The organism is Desulfomicrobium macestii, assembly GCF_014873765.1.
GTDB lineage: Bacteria > Desulfobacterota > Desulfovibrionia > Desulfovibrionales > Desulfomicrobiaceae > Desulfomicrobium > Desulfomicrobium macestii.
In genome coordinates this window covers 37,643-52,536 of record NZ_JADBGG010000012.1, presented here as the reverse complement: position 1 = coordinate 52,536, position 14,894 = coordinate 37,643, and the positions used below count along the sequence as shown (strand labels likewise).

Genomic DNA, 14,894 nt, shown 5'->3' with positions numbered 1-14,894 from the left:
CGTTGGGAATGGCGCGTGGGTGGCGCATGGGGAGGGCAAAAAATTTTTTGCCCCTACGGTGTCAACTCTTGCATTCTTTGCAGGTGGTGACGATGAAACGCTTTTGCAGCACCAATCCCGTGTCCGTTCTGAAGAACAGCTTGCGGCCGCCGTTGCCGCCGACGCTGGAGGCGCTGACCGTCACCCCCTCCTCGGCCAGGACTTCCATGGCGACCTTGACGTTGCGGTTTCCGGCCGAGGCGTCGCAGTTCTGATGTAGCGGCGAGGCCCCACCAAAAACCTTGCATTCAATGCTTTTTGCTGAAATCCCCGCTTTCGCGAATTCCCGGAGCAGACTCCAGATCGAAGAATCGACGTAGCGGTACTGATCGCCGCTTGTCCTGCCCCCCGAGAAATCGCCGATGCGCGGAAGCAACGCGTGAAAAATTCCGCCCCAGCGATATTTTGCGCAATACATGGTCACGGAAACGCACGAACCGAGCACCGTCTGCACCAGCGTCGGGGTGGAATATATCCCTCCCTGGCCTACCAGAAGGTAGTCATGAGGCAATTCCCGGCAATCTTCGAGACCGTCGATGGCCTGTGCCGGAATGATCATCCTGTTTTTTGCGATTCTTTGCATTGCCGACTTGTGAACCTTGTGTGTAAGTTGCAGAAATTATCCACGTTGTAAGTAAAAGTAACCTTTCTCCATGCAGATGTCATCAGAAGAAAACACCTTTCGCTCGGGCCTGCGCCTGGAACTCCCCTATCTTGTCGATGCACTTGGCAAGGACCACGGTTTTTTGCACGACGCCCGGCAATTTGAGTTCCTGGCGGAAATCGTCGCCGATCATCATCACCACGGCTCAGCCCGGCTCTCCTCGTTTCTGGTGGCCGGATGCGATCGCGGGCTCGACGCATACAGCCTGTGCATCACCCTGCTGGAAGAAGCCAGGGAGCGCTCCGGACTCGAGTTTTCCATTCTGGCCACGGACTTTCTGCCGGCCAACCTGGATCAGGCCAAACGCGGCGTGTACCCTTCAGCCAGCGTTCGCAGTCTGTCGCCGGCCCTGGTCAAACGCTATTTCCTGCGCAGCCGCGACACCGGCAAGAACCTGGTGCGGCTGCGGCCCGGAGTGCGCGAAATGGTCAATTTCAGGTGTCAGGACATTTTCGATTCCTTTTCCCTGCGCGAACCCATGGATGTCATCGTCTGCCGCCAGGTGCTGCACCATTTTCACCCTGCCCTGGCGCAGGCTCTGGCCGGACGTCTGCGGCAATATCTGACCCCGGGCGGCATCCTGGTCCTGGGGGCACGCATGCCGCGCATGCCGGGTTTCAGGCATCTGGACCATGCACTGTATCAGGCGGTCTAGTCGCTTTACCTCCACTTCCTGATTTACTCTCTGATCCTGACGGTATATAGCCAAAAAATTCACGTTATTGAATGCAAATCAGGAGTCCGCGTGCATGAAAGATAAAATTCGCATCCTCATTGTGGATGATTCGGCCCTCGTTCGCCAGACTCTGACCTCCATCTATTCCTCGGATCCGGAAATCGAAGTCATCGGCGCGGCGGGAGACCCTTTCGCGGCGGCCGAGATCATGCGCGACCAGACGCCGGACGTCCTGTCCCTGGATGTGGAAATGCCGCGCATGGACGGGATCACGTTTCTCAAGAAGATCATGACCCAGCACCCCATCCCGACCATCATCTGCTCCACCCTGACCGAGAAAAACGCCGAGACGACCATGAAGGCCCTGGAATACGGGGCCGTCTCCATCATCCAGAAGCCCAAGGTGGGCACGAAGCAGTTCATGGAAGAGTCGCGAATAATGCTCTGCGACGAGGTCAAGGCTGCGGCCAAGGCCAAGGTGAAGCAGTACGTGCCCCGGACCCTCAAGATCAGCCAGAAACTGACGGCCGACGCCGTGCTGCCGCGGGCCGCGTCCAACGCGATGATCCAGACCACGGAGAAGGTCATCGTGGTCGGGGCCTCCACGGGTGGCACCGAGGCTCTCCTGACCCTGCTCCAGTCCATGCCGGTGGATTGCCCGGGCATCGTCATCGTCCAGCACATGCCGGAAAAATTCACGGCCGCCTTTGCCCAGCGGTTGAACACCCTGTGCGACATCGTGGTCAAGGAAGCCGTCGACAACGACACCGTGCTGCGCGGCCAGGCCCTCATCGCTCCGGGCAACCTGCACATGCTCCTCAAACGCAGCGGCGCCAGATATTACGTGCAGGTCAAGGAAGGGCCGCTGGTCTCACGGCACCGTCCCTCGGTGGACGTGCTTTTCCGTTCGGCCGCCCGGTATGCGGGCAAGAACGCGGTGGGAGTGATCATGACGGGCATGGGCGACGACGGCGCCAAGGCCATGCTTGAAATGCATCAGGCGGGAGCGGTGACCGTGGCCCAGGACGAACAGTCCTGTGTCGTCTTCGGCATGCCCGGCGAGGCCATCAAGCTGGGCGGCGTGGACAAGATAGTGCCGCTGACCCAGATCACCCCGCTGGTCTTGCAGTTGTGCCGATCCTGATTGCCGGATCGGCACAAACACATCACACCAGGCCCAGTTTTCGAAGCTCTTCAATGACCTTGCGCCGCTCGATGGGCTTGACCAGATAAGCCGACGCGCCGCCCTGAAAAAAGGACTGGGTCACGTTCTTCACGTCGTCCAGGGCGCTGGTCATGATGACCCTCACTTCGTTCTGCGGCGTCACGCCGCGCTCCTTTTCCTTGTCCCTGATGATCTTCAGGGCTTCGTGCCCGCTCATGTTCGGCATCATTATGTCCAGAAACATGACATCATAGGGCTGATTCGCCTCCCAGGCCAGATCAAAAGCCTTCACGGCCTCGACTCCATCCACGGCGACATCGCACTCTCCGTACTCGAGCAGCAACTGGTGCATCACCTTGCGGCCGACAAAATCATCTTCCACTATCAGTATTCGCATGCAAACCTCTCTGTATCGTGCTGTATGTCATTGCTTTTATTCATGTTGTTCTTCGCCCCTCGATCACCGGTCGGCTCTTCTAGCATGGGTGAACCCGTCTGAAAAGAACCGGGGCCCAACTCAACATCCCAGAATCCTTGCATTTCAATCTTCCTGCCGCGCCCCCCTGCGCGGCAGGGAGATGACCCTGGCAATCTCCTGGTTGATCTTGCAAAGGTCAAAAGGCTTGCTCAAATAGCCATCCATCTCGGCATCCAGGAATTTTTCCTGATCCCCGGCCATGGCGTGAGCGGTCAGGGCGATGATGGGAATGTCCGACACGTGCGCGAAGGAAGCCGCGTGCCGGATGGCTCGGGTGGTCTGGATTCCGTCGAGCACGGGCATCTGGATGTCCATCAGCACCAGATCGAAATCCTTGCTCAGGAGCGCTTCAAGAGCCTCCTGGCCATCGCGGGCCGCAGTGACCACATAGCCGGCTTTCTCCAAAAGGCGCTGACCGCAGAGCAGATTGACCGCGTCGTCCTCGACCATGAGCAGTCGCAGGCCGGGCAATCCGTCAAACTGTCCGCGAGAGGAAAGTTCCTGCCCTGTGCGCTGCGGCGGCAGTCCAAAGGGAAGGGAAACATAAATGGCCGTCCCCTGCCCGGACGCTGAATCCAGACAAAGGCTTCCGCCCATGCGCTGCACCAGCTTGCGCACTATGGTCAGCCCCAGTCCCACACCCTGATGCCTCCTCGTGTAGGATCCGTCGCTCTGAATGAAGGGCTCGAAAATGTCCTTCTGGGTCTGTTCAGACATGCCCAGCCCCGTGTCGCTGACCGAAAAAAGCAGCCGAAGAGGTGCCCCGGCCGTGAATGGCAGGACCGAGATCTCCACACGCACATGGCCTTGATCAGTAAACTTGAGAGAGTTGCCGACCAGATTGAAAAGCACCTGCACCAGCCTCGCCTCGTCGCCCATGACCTGTTTGGGAAGACGGGGGTCGACCCTGAAGTCGTAGGCAACGTTCTTTTCCTTCACCGCCTGCCCGAACAATTCCGCGAGCGCTTTGTCCACATCCATGATGTCGAAGGCGTGTTCGCGAAAAACCAGCTTGTCGGCCTCGATTTTCGAGATGTCGAGGATGTCGCTCAAGAGCCGGGTCAGTCGCCTGGATGATTTGATGGCCGTGTGCAGGCACAGGCGCTGCTCCGTATCCAGCGTAGTGGACTGCATGAGCTGCAACATGCCGAGGATGCCGTTCAGGGGCGTGCGGATTTCGTGGCTCATGTTGGCCAGAAATTCGGACTTGAGCTTGCTCGCGGCTTCCGCCTCGTCCTTGGCCCGGCGCAGGGAATCCTCGATTTTCTTCAGATGGGTGAGATCGTTCAGGATCGCGTAATAGCCGCCCACGACCCCATGGCTCGAATAATACGGGATGAGATAGACATCGACAAAGCGCTCGCCCATGATCGGATACGTCAGGGTGGCGCCGTAATGCACCGTCTTGCCCTGAAAAACCTGCTCTATATGCCCCCGTGTGGCCTCGAATGCCTTCTCGCCGATGACCTCCGGGACGGTAAGCCCGATGAGATTTCTGTCCGAAAAAAAGCTGGAATACGCAGCATTGACAAAACGGTAGCAAAGATCCTTGTCGATATAGGAAACCAGCTGCGGCAGGATGTCCACGATCTTCTTGAAGTTGATGTCGCGCTTGCGCAACTCCTCTTCGGCATGGCGGCGTTGGGTGATGTCTTCCTTGATTGCCACATAATGGGTGATTCGCCCTTCGGTATCGAGGATGGGCGCTATGAGGGCGGACTCCCAGTACAGGCTGCCGTCCTTGTGGCGATTGCGGAACTCGCCCCGCCACTGTCTGCCGGACTCGATGGTGCTCCACAGCTCCTGATACTCCTCGCGCGATTTGTAGCCCGAACCGAGAATCCGGGGATTTTCCCCTCTGACTTCGTCGAAGGAATACCCTGAAAGCTCCGTGAACTTGGGATTGACGTATTCGATGTTTCCCTGCGGATCGGTCATGACGATGCAGGCCGGGCTCTGCTCGACCATCTGCATCAGGGTGTGCATCTTCTCTTCGGTCCAGGCGCGCTCGGAGATGTCCCGCACGATGCCCCAGGCGTATTTGACGGCGCCGTTCTCCTCATGGACCGCGAAATCGCGTATTTCCACCGGAAAGACATGTCCGTCCCTGTGGATGTACTCCTTCTGGTAAACCCCGGTGTCGCCGGTCTTGAACAGCCTCGGCCATATCTCGCCGTGTTGCCATTCATGCCATTTTTGGGGTGTGATGGCGTAGAAATCGCCAAGAGTGCGCAGTTCCGGCAGCGAATAGCCCGTCATGTCGCAGTACGCCTTGTTCGCATCCAGAAACCGGCCTTCGGAGTCGGCCAGGATGAACCCGTCGCGGCTCAGCTCGAAAAGCGCCCGGAAATGCTGTTCGCTTTGACGGAGCCTTCTCTCGGCCTGCTTGCGCTCGGTGATGTCACGGCTGAAGGCGATGATACAGCAGTGGCCGTCGATGTCGGCTCCAGCCGTGCTGACCTCGACATCAAAGACCGAGCCGTCCTTTCGGCGATGTCTGGATTCGAAAACGGAGTTGACTTTGGACAGATCGGAAAAAAGCTCCCTGATCATCGTCTCCGTCATGTTCGCTTCAAAATCCCAGGTCCGCAATTCGAGCACTTCGCTGTCGGAATAGCCGAGCAGCTCCGCAAATCGTCTGTTGGCTTCAATCACGCGATGGTTCTGATCAATGATGACTATGGCGTCCAGACTGCGGTCCATGAGCATCTTGCGCATGGCGTCCATCTTCTGCCGCTGCCTCTTTTCCTCCAGAAGCATGGCCTGCTGATAGGCCTTTTCGGACAGGGAGTTGGCGATGACGAAGAGAGCGTCCGCGATGCGGCGGAATTGCTCCTCCTCCATGAAGGGGACCTGTTCCATGGCCTCGCGGTATTCCAGAGGGTCGACGCCGATGGTCCGCGCATAGCCGAGCATGGCCTCCTCGTCCGCAAGGCTGGAGCGCACCTGTCCGATGAGCCAGTTGGCGACATGCCTGCCGCCCACGGTGATGCTGACCCCTGCGTCCCACAATCCGCCGCTCATGCAACGCCTTATGTTCGGACCGGCGGGGTTGTATGCGCCTAGCAGGGTGTCGGAGCGCATGCAGTTTTCACGTCCCGTCCGGGAAGCCCGGATGACTTCGCCGCAGAGGCGGGTGAAATTGCTGGGCCGAGTCAAAGGAACCCCTTCCGGGGAGGTTATGAGGGATGCGACGCCCGTGGCCAAGGCAAAGCTGTCTTGGATACTCTGGACCTCCTGCAGGTCGAAGAAATCCTCGAAACGCAGGTCCGCGTTGTTTTTCAGGCGCGTGGTTTTGGTCATGGGCGGGTCATTCCCGAAATTGATTGATGAGAGTGTTGATTCATTGTTTTCCCGCCGAAAGGGCTCCAAGCCTGTCCAGCACGGCAAGCAGTTCCTTGGCGTTGATGGGCTTGGCAATATAGTCGTCCATGCCCGCTGCCAGAAATTTTTCCCGGTCGCCGCCCATGGCGTAGGCCGTCATGGCCACGATGGGGATGCGGGATTTGTCCCCGAGGGAAGCATCGCCGCGCACCAGGGCCGTGGCCTGTAAGCCGTCCATGACCGGCAGTTGCACGTCCATGATGACAAGATCGAAGTCGCCCTCCCTGAGGGTCGGTACAACTTCGCTGCCGTCGCCGACTCCGGTGACCGTGTGTCCTGCGTTTTCAAGCACGCGCCGGGCCGCGAACATGCTCACGGCGTCATCCTCCACGAGAAGAATGTTAAGCCCTTCGCGGACGCCTGGCGCAGCAGTCGCCTTGTGAACACTGGGCGTCCTGGCATCGGAGGCCACGGGCATGACGATGGAGAAGCACATGACGGTGCCCTTTTCCGAACTGTCCACGCAAAGAGAGCCACCCATCAGGGTCACGATGCGTTTGACGATGGCAAGGCCAAGCCCGGCACCCTGGTGGTTGCGCACATAGGAATCCTCGCCCTGCACGAATGGGGAAAAGATTCCATCCAGCTGATGGTCGGGAATGCCCGGCCCGGAATCGCTGACGCAAAAGAGAACCTTGGATGACGTGCAACCCGGCACGGGGCTGACATCGACGCGCACGAAACCTGTCCGGGTGAACTTGACGGAGTTGCCCACCAGATTGAAAAGCACCTGCCTCAACCTGGATTCGTCCCCGACAACCATGGTGGGCAGAGCAGGATCAAGGACAAACTCAAGCCGCAGTCCCTTGCTTCGGGAGGTCGGGGTAAAAAGTCCCAGCGTGGATGCCCGCAGCTCCTCGGGCTTGAAAGGCATGGCCTTGATGGCCAGCTTGCCGGATTCGATTCTGGCCAGATCCAGGATATCCGACAAAAGAACGTTCAGGCGATCGGCCGAGGTCCCGGCCAGTTCGACCAGATTTTTATGTTCTTCGGAAAGTTCCATGGAGTCAAGCAGTTGCAGGATGCCTATGATGCCGTTCAGCGGTGTGCGGATCTCATGGCTCATGTTGGCCAGAAATTCCGATTTGGCCACGTTGGCGGCTTCGGCGGCTTCCTTGGCATGGCGCAGATCCCGCTCGTGACGCTTGCGTTCCGAAACATCGGAGAAAATGCAGGCGAATTGCATGGGCGCCGGGCGGAAGGCGGTAACGTGAAAATACTTGTCCTGGGCTGCCGCGTATTCCTCGAACAGCACCGGTTCACCCGTCAGGGCCACCCGGCCATACGTGTCGATCCAGACCTGCTCGATGGCGGGCATGACTTCCCGCGCCGTTCTGCCCTTGATGTCCGAAGCCATGAGGCCGGTGTGCCGTTCAAAGGCCGGATTGACCTCCAGAAAACGGTAATCCACAGGATGACCTTCTGCGTCGCAGATGATCTCGTGCAGGGCAAAACCGTCCAGCATGTGCCAAAAAAGGGTTTCGTAACGCTGTTCGAGAATCCTGCGTTCGGTAACATCCTCGAAGATGCCGACCACCTTGGACACCTCGCCCCCTTCCAGGATCGCCTCCGCCCTGGTGCGAATCCGCATCCGTTTTTCCGTGGCCGAAACGAATGGCATCTCCAAATCGAAAGAAACGCCATGTTCGACACAGTTGTCGAAAGCGGCGAGTATCCTGTCCCTGTCATCGGGCTCATAGCAGGCCAGGCTGAGCCGGATGTGCTCGGATGATCCCGGCTCGACCTGATCGGGAGTGAATCCGTGCAGACGATAGAGTTCCCGGGTCCAGATCATGCTGTTCTGGCGGACATCCCACAGCCATCCACCCATTCCGCTCAGACGCTGGACCATGTTGAGCAGGGCTTCGCTCTTGGCCAGCTCTTCCTGGGCGCGTTTGTGCTCCAGAATGTCCCACAGCAGGTTGCCAAGCTCAATGAGGACCTGCACATCCTCATCGGTGTAATCTGTTTTCTTGTTGGCCACTGCCAGAATGGCCACGATTATTTTGGCGCGCACGATGGGCAGAAGCACCAGGCGTTTCAGGGGAGGATGCCCTTTTGGCAGCCCATTTTCGCGATCGAGCGTGGCCTGATCGTTCAGAATGACGGCCTTGCGGGTGCGCAGGCATTCCGCCCAGATTCCGAATTGCGTTATTTCCAGATCCGGATTGTCGCGCGGGATCGAAAAACCGGTTTGCAAGGTCATTGTGGACCAGGCCTGCATGGATAGAATTCCCTGATCCTCGTTCAAGAAGTGCAGAAAACTCAAGGTGCTTCCGGTCAGGCTCTCGGTCTCGTCGAGAGCCATGCGCAGCAAATCGCTCAAGGAATGGTTGATGGCGTACTCGACAATCCGCTGACGCGCGACGAGCAGATTCTCGCGCCGCTTGCGCTCGGTTATGTCCACCGCAAAGGTGGCTATGGCCACCACCGACCCGTCCGGCGCGAGCACCGGACTCAGGCTGTGCCGCATCCACAGACCCTCCCGCTCATCTTCGAAAACCAGGGGCTGCGCGTTGCGCACCAGATCCTCGACCAGGCGCTTGCGTGACAGGGCCACCTCGGTGGGAATAAACTCGTAGATGGAGCGGCCCAGGCATTGTTTCACCGTCTTGCCGACACGGCTGGCAAAGGTCCGGTTGGCCGTTATGACCGTGCCGTCCAGCTCCAGAAGCGCGGCGGATTCATCGATGGAATCGAACAGCGAGGCCAGGTTGGCCTGGCTGGCATGCAGGGCGCGGATGCTTTGAACCTGCTCCGTGATGTCGACATTGGTCCCCAGAATTCCAAGCAGCCCTTCTCCCATGCGGATCGGCGCGACTATGTCGCGATAGAAGCGCGTCTCGCCGGAGGAGAGGACATACTTCTTTTCGCCCTCCACCACTTCACCTGCGTAGACCCGGGCATTGATGTCCTCCCATGCGTTCCGGATTTCATCTGGAACATCTCTTTCCTCGACACGGCTCGCGGCCATATCCCCCCAAAGGCGCACGGAAGCGTCGCTTTGCATGATGATCTTTCCATCGAGATCCCGCGCCCAGAAATCAAAAGGCAGGTTGCGAAGAATGGCCTGCATCAACGCGTCCTGACGAGCCAGCCTCTCCTCGGCCCTCGCAGCCGCGTCGGCCCTGCCCTCCAGTTCGGCCACCCGGCGACGCAGCGTTTCGAGCTCGCAGGGCTGCTCGGCGGATTTTTGCCCCTGCTCCTGACTGAGTGCTTCAGCTTTTTCTTTTGTGGACATCATGCTTTCGTGGGACCGGGGGCCAAGGCGTCGCTACTGGCGAGGACGTCGGCGTCCGGTGTTTTTTCTTTACTTTTACGGGAAACGACACGGAAAATGGTTTTGTGGAGAGTCGCGCTGTCCAGGGGCTTGGCGATGTAACCGTCCATGCCTCCTGCCAGAAATTTTTCCCGATCGCCGCTCATGGCGAAGGCGGTCATGGCCACGATGGGAATGCCGGATTTTTCCCCGAGGGTCTGGTCGGCTCGGATCGCGGCCGTGGCTTCCAGGCCGTCCATGACCGGCATCTGAACGTCCATGAGGATCAGGTCAAACTCCGCCCCCCGCAGCAATTCAAGGGCCTGACCGCCGTCCGAGGCCGGGGTGACGACATGTCCCGCCTTGGCCAGGATGCGCTGGGCGGCAAACATGTTCACCGGATCGTCCTCGGCCAGCAGAATGTGCAGGCTCCGGTGTCCGGATTCTTCAGGCCGAACGTGTTTGACGCCTGTTTTCTTGGCATCCTCCGGAGTCTTGAAGCTCATGGAAAAACATATCGTTGAACCCGAGTCCGAACTGTCGATGGCCAACGCCCCGCCCATCATGTGCATGAGCCGCCCGACAATGGCCAGACCGAGCCCTGCCCCCTGATGCCGGCGCACATAGGACCCCTCGCCCTGCACGAAAGGCTCGAAAATGGTGGGCAGAAGTTCATCACTTATGCCCTCGCCGCTGTCACTGACGCAAAAAAGAAGCCGGCATTCGTTATCCGGCAGACAGGACAGCAAACTGATCTGCGTGTGTACAAAACCTTCGCCGGTGAACTTGATCGCATTCCCGACCAGGTTGAAAAGGATCTGCCGCAGCCTCAGGTCATCCCCGACCAGACTCGAAGGAAGATCCGGGGCCAGTTCGACATCGAAACGAATGTCCTTCTTCCGTGCGGGGAGAGAAAAAAGGGTTATAATGGAATCACGCATCTCTTCAAGGTCAAAAGCGCGCTCCGTGAGCACCAGCTTGCCGGCCTCGATCCGGGAGATGTCCAGGATGTCGGCCAGCAGCGCGGTCAGACGCCGACCGGAAAGCTCGGCCATGCGCACGTAATCCCTCTGCTCTCCGCTCAGGGAGGAACAGTCCAGCAGCTGCAGCATGCCCATCATGCCGTTGAGCGGCGTGCGGATCTCGTGGCTCATGTTGGCCAGAAAGGCGCTTTTGGCCACACTTGCGGCCAGGGCCGCGTCGCGCACGTTCACAAGTTCGAGCTCCATGGCCTTACGTTCGGTGATATCCGCGTGCGAACCGGCCATGCGGTAGGGCACGCCGTCCTTGTCGCGCAGGCAGGTTCCGCGTCCCATGACCCACCGATAGGACCCGTCCTTGTGCCGCAGCCTGTATTCGATGACGAAGTGGGACGCGGAACTGGTGAAGAACTGGTTGTTCACGTCGAGCACCCGCGCCCTGTCCTCGGGATGAATTCTGCTCCGCCATTCCTCCAGATCATTGCGCAGCTCGTGGTCTTCGTACCCGATGATCTCCTTCCAGCGCGGCGAAAAATAGACCTGGTCGGACACTCTGTCCCAATCCCAGATTCCGTCGTTGCTGCCGGCAATGGCCAGGGACAGGCGCTCCTGGGCTTGACGCAGGGTATCAAGAATCCGGCTGCGCTCGGTCACGTCGCGAAACAGCCCCACGGCGCAGAAAGTACCATGGAAATCGAGCAGAAAACTGCGGATATCCGCCGAAAAAACGCTCCCGTCCCGGCGCAGGCAGGGTAGCGCTTCCGCTGTGTCTTGTTGCCCGGAGGCCTGGGCGGTGAAATTGCGCAAAACCTCATCAAGATGTTCGGGTGGGTGAATATCGTCCACCGTCAAAGCGCGAAAATCCTCTTCGGAACACCCGAACATCCGGCAAACGGCGGGATTGGCGAAAACAAAGCGGCGGGTCGCGACATCGGCGGCCAGAATTCCATCGGAGTTGGCATCGAAGAGCGCCCTGTAGCGCTTCTCGCTGTCCTTGATTCGGGCCTGGGCACGGCGCAACCTGGATATGTGGCTGATCAGGGCGCCCACCAGAATCATCTGCACGCCAAGGACCACGATGGCGACAAGGATTTCCGCACCATATTGGGAAAAGATCGAAACAGGCTTGCCCCGGACTTCACTGCCCGGAGGCAGCAGGGACTCCCTGATGCCAAAACGGGTCAGAACCGCATGGTCAAAGACATAACGGTTGGCCTCGCTGCCCTCGACCACCGGTATTGAATGGGCAGGCGTTCCCGCCAGTATCTTCCGGGTCAGTTGTCCCGCGATGCGCCCCTGCTCCAGGTGCGAAATGATCCTGCCGCCGAGGATTCCCTGCCCGAGGCCATGTTCCCAAAGATGCAGCACCGGGACATCCGCGTGCTTCAGGATGAACGCCAGGGCGTCTTCAAACGATCTGGAGACCTGATCCCGGTCGCGATATGCGGACAGGAGCAGGATGGCCTCATCCGGTCCCAGGACGGACATCCTGCCCCGAAGCTCGTTCCAGGTCATGTCGGAAAGGTCGAGGACCTGAAGGCTTTTTCCGGCAAAAAATTCACGCTGCTCCAGGTAGGTGCGCAGATCCCCCTGACCGCCCGGTTCCCCGTCGACCAGAGCGTGGACGGTTTTCAGTCCGGGCCTTAAGCGCCACAAGGCTTCAAGGGTCTCGCGCATCGAAATGGATTCGATGACGCCGGTGATGTCAGGAGTGCCGCTCAATTCGTGGGCCAGTTCCTGGTTGTTGACGCCGCAAAAGATCACGGGCCTCCCTGCGAACAGCTCCTGACGATGGTCCAGGGCGAAGCGCAATGCCGCGTCATCGGCGACGATGAAGGCATCGTAGGCAGGGACTTTTGCCAGCTTGAATCGCAGCTGTTCCAAAAAAAGCGCCTCGTACCCGGTCCCGGAAAATCGCTTGGTATCCATGAATTCGACATCAAGGGTGATGCCCGCCGGTTCAATTTCCGAGCGCAGGCCCTCGACTTGCTGAAAAAAGGTCGGGAAACCGGGATGATAGGAACTGATGAAGAGCACCCGCTCCCCTGCCGCAAAGGAAAGAAGAGGGAACAGGCAAAACAGCAGCAGGGGAAGAAAACGTCGCGAAACGCCCCGCCTCATCCGGGTGAATGCGTTGTCGATCGACCTTGAAAAGTTCATTTCATCCCCCCAAAAAAAGCTGCCTTCACATCGTCTTGAATTCCGCCACCCTGTCCATGGCTTCGAGAAGTGAATTCATGTTCACGGGTTTTGGAATGTAGTCGTCCATGCCCGCGTCCAGAAAGCGCTCTCTGTCTCCGGTCATGGCGAAAGCGGTCACGGCGATGATCGGAATCCGGGACTTGTTGCCAAGGGACCGGTTCGCCCGAATGCGCCGGGTCGCCTCGACCCCGTCCATGAGTGGCATCTGGATGTCCATGAGGACAAGATCCAGGTCCTCGTTTTCCAGGATCCGCACCGCTTCAAGGCCGTTGACGGCCTGGGTGACCTCACAACCGAGCTTTTCCAGCAGGCGGGTCAGCATGGCCATGTTCGTCACGTCGTCCTCGGCGAGCAGGATGCTCAGATTCCGCTCCGCCCCGCGCGCCCTGTTCCCGATGTTTCGGGCACAGCCTTCGCCCTGCTCCTGCACCGTCGGCGGCAAATGGACCAGCACGTGAAAGCGCACCGTTGTTCCCTTGCCCAGGGAACTCTCAATCTCGACATCTCCGCCCATGAGATGAACCAGGCGCTTGACGATGGTCAGCCCCAGACCCGTGCCCTGGCAGGTGCGAACCAGCCCTTCCCCGCCCTGGATGAACGGATTGAAAAGATTCGGCAACTGCTCCGCGCCGATGCCGATCCCGGTGTCCGTGACCTCGAAATCAAGTCGCGCCGCATCGGGGGGAAGTCCTTCCGTCGTCGCGGATATCCTGATCGAGACGCCGCCCTCGCGCGTGAACTTGACCGCATTGCCGACAACGTTGAGCAGCACCTGCCGGATACGGCTCGGATCGCCCACGACCATATGTGGGACATCCGACGCCATTTCAATGGAAAGTTCAAGGTTTCTGGCCAGGCTCTGTTCCTTGAAAATGGCCGGAATGGAGCGGCAGAGTTCATCCAGGGCAAAAGGAGTCCGGGCGATTTCGAGCTTTCCGGCCTCGATCTTGGAGAAATCCAGGATATCGTTGATGAGGGTCAAAAGACTCTGCAGGGCCGAGGAACCAATCTGGACATACTCCTCTTGCTCCGCGTCCAGCTTCGTGCCTTCGAGCAATTGCAGCATCCCGTGCACCCCGTTCATGGGGGTGCGGATCTCATGGCTCATGGTCGCCAGGAACTGCGACTTGGCCTTTGTGGCCGACAGGGCGGCATCCTTGGCCTTGAGCAGATCCGCCTCGGCCTTTTCGCGCCGGGCGATGTCGCGCTCCATTTCCGCGTTCATGCGCCCAAGCTCTTCGGCCTGGATCAGGATTTTTTCCCGTCCGCGCAAGAGATGAAAACACAACCCCGCGACAACCATTCCGAACATGGCGACAAGAACGTATCCACCAAGGGCCACGCCCCAGAGACGATCTTCCCGGGGCGAGACGGTCAGTAGCCACTCCCCGCCCGGAATGGCCAGGGCCCGTGTCAGGGCAAGATCCTCGACAATGTCCGCCTCGGATCGGACAATGAGCGTGGCGTCCTTGTCCGTGCTCAGCTTTCGGGAAAGAGCGTAGGAATAGCCATCCGCGTCCAGGGACTTGAAATCAAAGGTTTCAAGCACGGTTCCCCAATGGATCAGGGCCACGACCAGCCCCCAGAAATGCCGCTCCCCGTTGTCATTCCAGAACACGGGCTTGCGGGCGAAAAGCCCGACTCCGCCCTGACGCATCTGCACCGGCCCGGCCAGGACCACCTGATTGGTGTTTATGGCTTCAAGGACCTCGGTCTTGCGTGCCGGGTCTTTGAGCAGGTCGTGACCGATGGCGGCTTCATTGCCTGCCAGGGGATAGGCCGTGGCGACCACGCCGTCCGGGACCAGGAACAGGCCGCCGACAAAAGGATTTTCGTGCAACAGATGTTCGGCATGCTTTTCGAAATCATCGAATTCCCCGCGATCGACAGCCAGAATGTCGGACAGGGTGAAAAGCGGGGATTCGGCGTTGTGGAGCGCGGCCTGGATGGCGCTGAGTTGCTGTGAAATCCTGTGGGTCAGGGCCAGGCGCTCGCTTTGCCGGGTATTGTCCACAAGGATGCTCAAATAGCAGTGCCCGAAAAAAAG

At 59.1% G+C, this 14,894-nt stretch carries 8 protein-coding genes; 2 read left to right on the top strand and 6 right to left on the bottom strand.

Annotated features, from left to right (window positions below; translation table 11 throughout):
• Nucleotides 1–61: 61 nt before the first annotated feature.
• Entirely contained in the window at nt 62–622 is a 561-nt protein-coding gene (locus tag H4684_RS09385; protein WP_225940347.1) for a chemotaxis protein CheD, read from the bottom strand.
• 70 nt (nt 623–692) lie between these two features.
• Between H4684_RS09385 and H4684_RS09380 the strand changes: the two genes are divergently transcribed.
• Nucleotides 693–1,358: a CheR family methyltransferase gene (locus H4684_RS09380; protein WP_092191672.1), complete on the top strand. Its 666-nt coding sequence runs from the start codon at nt 693–695 to the stop codon at nt 1,356–1,358.
• Nucleotides 1,359–1,452: 94 nt separating this feature from the next.
• A complete protein-coding gene (locus H4684_RS09375) occupies nt 1,453–2,523 on the top strand; it encodes a protein-glutamate methylesterase/protein-glutamine glutaminase (protein WP_092191670.1) in 1,071 nt (356 codons plus the stop codon).
• 22 nt (nt 2,524–2,545) lie between these two features.
• Here H4684_RS09375 and H4684_RS09370 read toward each other — a convergent pair whose 3' ends face one another.
• The 5 genes from H4684_RS09370 to H4684_RS09350 all read right to left on the bottom strand — a co-directional run bounded on the left by H4684_RS09370 (nt 2,546) and on the right by H4684_RS09350 (nt 14,873).
• Nucleotides 2,546–2,941, bottom strand: coding sequence for a response regulator (locus H4684_RS09370; protein WP_092191668.1), 396 nt, complete (start codon nt 2,939–2,941; stop codon nt 2,546–2,548).
• A gap of 144 nt (nt 2,942–3,085) precedes the next feature.
• A complete protein-coding gene (locus H4684_RS09365; RefSeq protein WP_192623535.1) occupies nt 3,086–6,325 on the bottom strand; it encodes a PAS domain S-box protein in 3,240 nt (1,079 codons plus the stop codon).
• A 40-nt stretch (nt 6,326–6,365) separates the two neighbouring features.
• Entirely contained in the window at nt 6,366–9,647 is a 3,282-nt protein-coding gene (locus H4684_RS09360; RefSeq protein WP_192623534.1) for a PAS domain S-box protein, read from the bottom strand.
• Nucleotides 9,647–12,805 (bottom strand): PAS domain-containing protein, encoded by a 3,159-nt coding sequence (locus H4684_RS09355; RefSeq protein ID WP_192623533.1) that lies wholly within the window; start codon nt 12,803–12,805, stop codon nt 9,647–9,649. The genes H4684_RS09360 and H4684_RS09355 overlap by 1 nt, the downstream gene beginning before the upstream one ends.
• Nucleotides 12,806–12,830: 25 nt before the next feature.
• Nucleotides 12,831–14,873 carry a response regulator gene (locus H4684_RS09350; RefSeq protein ID WP_192623532.1) on the bottom strand — a complete coding sequence of 681 codons (2,043 nt, stop codon included), beginning with the start codon at nt 14,871–14,873 and terminating at the stop codon, nt 12,831–12,833.
• Between the last annotated feature and the right edge of the window lie 21 nt (nt 14,874–14,894).